This is a genomic window from Nonomuraea sp. K271, assembly GCF_009908215.1.
GTDB lineage: Bacteria > Actinomycetota > Actinomycetes > Streptosporangiales > Streptosporangiaceae > Nonomuraea > Nonomuraea longispora.
Map to the genome: position 1 here is coordinate 1 of NZ_JAAAHR010000328.1, position 3,277 is coordinate 3,277.

General features: G+C 72.3%; 4 protein-coding genes. 2 read left to right on the forward strand and 2 right to left on the reverse strand.

The window, feature by feature from the left end; genetic code table 11:
- On the reverse strand, positions 1 to 513 hold a 513-nt coding region (locus tag GUY59_RS46475; protein ID WP_161715115.1), incomplete at its 3' end, for a hypothetical protein.
- 87 nt (positions 514 to 600) lie between these two features.
- Positions 601 to 1,467: a hypothetical protein gene (locus GUY59_RS46480; RefSeq protein WP_138208742.1), complete on the reverse strand. Its 867-nt coding sequence runs from the start codon at positions 1,465 to 1,467 to the stop codon at positions 601 to 603.
- A gap of 101 nt (positions 1,468 to 1,568) precedes the next feature.
- Here GUY59_RS46480 and GUY59_RS46485 point away from each other — a divergent pair, with 101 nt between their 5' ends.
- Positions 1,569 to 2,330: a DeoR/GlpR family DNA-binding transcription regulator gene (locus tag GUY59_RS46485; protein WP_132333537.1), complete on the forward strand. Its 762-nt coding sequence runs from the start codon at positions 1,569 to 1,571 to the stop codon at positions 2,328 to 2,330.
- Positions 2,327 to 3,277, forward strand: a 951-nt coding sequence (gene pfkB, locus GUY59_RS46490; protein WP_161715116.1) for a 1-phosphofructokinase, incomplete at its 3' end; no start/stop codon positions are given. The genes GUY59_RS46485 and pfkB, both read left to right, overlap by 4 nt.

Sequence of the window (3,277 nt, forward strand, 5' to 3'; positions counted from 1 at the left end):
GATGCCGAGGGTTCTGGCGCGCTGCCACTGGGGGTCGCGGTAGAGGACCATGTCGGTGCCGATGAGCTCGTCGGGCGCCGACAACATGGTGATCTCACCCGCGGCCTGCAGTTGCAGCAGCAGGTCGCGCACCCGCGGCCCGACGGGCAGCCGCCCGGCCGTCAGCCCGAGACCGGTCCTCACCGTGTCGGCGATCTCCGACAGGCGGAACGGCCCGTCGAAGCCCGCCACGATGCCCCGCACGATGGTCATCGTGATCAGGTGCTCGGCCTCGGCGTGGGCCAGTTGCCAGGTGACCTGTTCCCTGCGGCGGCCGGTGCCTGCGCACGACGGGCACCCGCGCGTCATCCCGGCCGTCAGTTCTTCCTCAGCCGATCCGAGGCACGCCGAGCACAGTCCGTTCTCGGCGGCGTGGAGCTCGGCCGGCATCCGGCCGGCCAGGGCCACTCCGCAGGCGCAGCCGAATGTGTCTCCGAGTATGCCGGCCTGCGGGGTGATCGCATGCTTCGTCATCGGGCCGACTCTACCGGCCTGCCCGCCCCGCGGGGCAACACCGGCCGCAGCCGGTGAGGCACTCCCGTCCAGCGGGGAACGTGGGCGTCAGCCGGCGACGCTGCGGTAGAGGTCGCGGGTCAGCTTGGTGATGCGCTTGACCGAGCCGCTCCACGTGCCGCCCACCGGATGCGCGGTGAGCACGGCCATGACGTACCGGTCGCCCTGGCCGGCCAGGCCGGTCGTGTGCAGCACCGGGCGGCCGTAGTCGGGCACGCCCGAGCCGGTTGCCCGCTGCGCCACCCACGAGATGGGCGCGCCGACGGCCTTGGCCTCCTTGCACGCGCTGGGTGGCGTGGTGCCGAACCCCGACCAGCCCTGCTTGACCGCCCACGGGCGGGGGATCGCGTCGGGGATGCCGAAGGTCTGGTCGAAGCCGTCGGCCCCGCACGGCGTGGCCTTGCGCAGATGGCCGAGGATCAGGTCCCTGACCTTGGGGTCGGCCCGGTCGAACAGGTAGCGGTAGGTGCGCACGATGTCGTACGCGCTGAGCGAGACATAGCCCCAGAAGCCGGGCTTGGAGGCGGGCGGCGGCGTGGTGTCGGCCAGGCCGAGTTTGCGGGCCGTCCTGACGATGATCTTTCCTTGGCCTCCACGCTCCCAGAACGTCGAGGCCGCGTCGTCGTCGCTGGATCGCAGCATGGTCCTGAGCAGCTTGGCGTCGGCGGCGGGAACGTTCTTGCGCCGTTCCAGGTAGTCGATCGCGATCATGATCTTGACGATGGAGGCCGAGCGGTACTTCCTGTGCGCGTTTCGCGTGGCCACGAACTTGCCCGCCTGCCGGTCGAAGACCAGCCATGCGGCCGTGGTGCCGACGGGGACGGTGGGCGGCTTGGCCGACTCCGCGTGAGCGGGGACGGCGGCGAGCGCGGCGGCGAGGACGACGGGCACGGCGGCAAGGGGCTTGATTCGCACGTGCCTACAACTACCAGATTCCGCAGGTATGCCCTTGACCGCGCAAATAAACGGGTATAAACACAGATGAAACCAACCCGAAACGGCGGTGAATCAACATCATGTACGCCGAGGAGCGGCAGCAGGAGATCCTGCGGAGAGCGCGGTCCGCGGGCCGCGTCGACGTGGTGACGCTGGCCGCCGAGCTCGACGTCACCACCGAGACGATCCGCCGCGATCTGACGTCGCTGGAGCGGGCGGGTGTGCTGCGCCGGGTTCACGGGGGCGCGATCCCCGTGGAACGCTTGGGGTTCGAGCCCGCGCTGGCCACCCGTGACGAGGTGATGACGGGCGAGAAGGAGCGCATCGCCAAGGCGGCGCTCGCCGAGCTCCCCGACGACGGTTCCGTGATCATCGACGCGGGCACCACCACGGGACGGCTGGTCCAGGTGCTGCCCGCCGACCGGGAGCTCACCGTGGTGGTGAACTCACCGCCGCTGGCCACCGCCCTGGCGGCCCGCGCCAACCTGCACGTGATCATGCTGGGCGGCCGGCTGCGCGGCAAGACGCTGGCCACGGTCGACGACTGGGCGCTGCGCCCGCTGGCCCACCTCAACGTCGACGTGGCCTTCATGGCCACCAACGGCTGCTCCCTGAGCAGGGGGCTGACCACGCCCGACCCGGCCGAGGCGGCGATCAAGAGGGCCATGGTCAAGGCCGCGCAGCGCAGCGTCCTGCTGGCCGACCACACGAAGTTCACCAACACCTACCTGGCCACGTTCGCCGAGCTGAGCGAGATCGACGTGCTGATCACCGACACGGGCCTGGACGTCGCGCTGGCCGCCGACCTGGCCGCGGCGGGCCCGGAGGTGATCCGGGCGTGATCCTCACCCTGACGCTCAATCCCAGCCTCGACCGCACGATCGAGATCTCCGCCCTGGACAGGGGCGCGGTCATCCGCGCCGCCGCCGCCCACCTCGACCCCGGCGGCAAGGGTGTGAACGTCTCGCGCGCGCTGCTGGCCAACGCGGTCGCCTCGCGCGCGGTGGTGCCGTTCGGCGGCGACGAGGGCAGGCAGCTCGTACGGCTGCTCGCAGCGGAGGGACTCGACATGATCACCGTCCCCGTCGCGGGCCCGACCAGGTCGAACGTCACCCTTGCCGAACCCGACGGCACGGTAACGAAGATCAACGAACCGGGCACGGCCCTCGCGCAGGACGAACTCGACACGATCGCCGACGCCGTGCTGAAGGCGGCTCATTCCGGCGTCCAGGGGGCCGACTGGGTGGTCGCCTCGGGGAGCCTTCCGCCCGAGGTCCCCGCCGACGTGTACGCGACGTTGTGCCGCCGGTTCGCCGGGGCGGGCATCCACGTGGCGGTCGACACCAGCGGCCCTGCGCTGTCCCGCGCGCTCGACGCGGCGCCCGCCCTGGTGAAGCCGAACGCCGAGGAGTTGTCGGCCGCCACCGGCATGCCCATCCGCTGCGTGGGCGACGTCGTGGAGGCGGCGGGCATGTTGCGCGCGGCGGGCGCGCGGGCGGTGCTGGCCAGCCTGGGCGCCGACGGCGCCGTCCTGGTCGAGCCGGACGGCAGCTGGTACGGCGAGGCTCCCGTCACCGAACCGCGCAGTTCCGTCGGCGCGGGCGACGCCATGCTGGCCGGGTTCCTCGCCGGCGGCGGGCGCGGCCCCGGCGCGCTGGCCCAGGCGCTGGCCTGGGGTGCCGCGGCGGTACGCATGCCCGGCAGCCGGATGCCCGGCCCCGCCGACGTGGCCGGGCTCGATCCCGGTGACGTCACCGTCGGCGCCCCCGACCCGGCCCGCCTCCTCGCC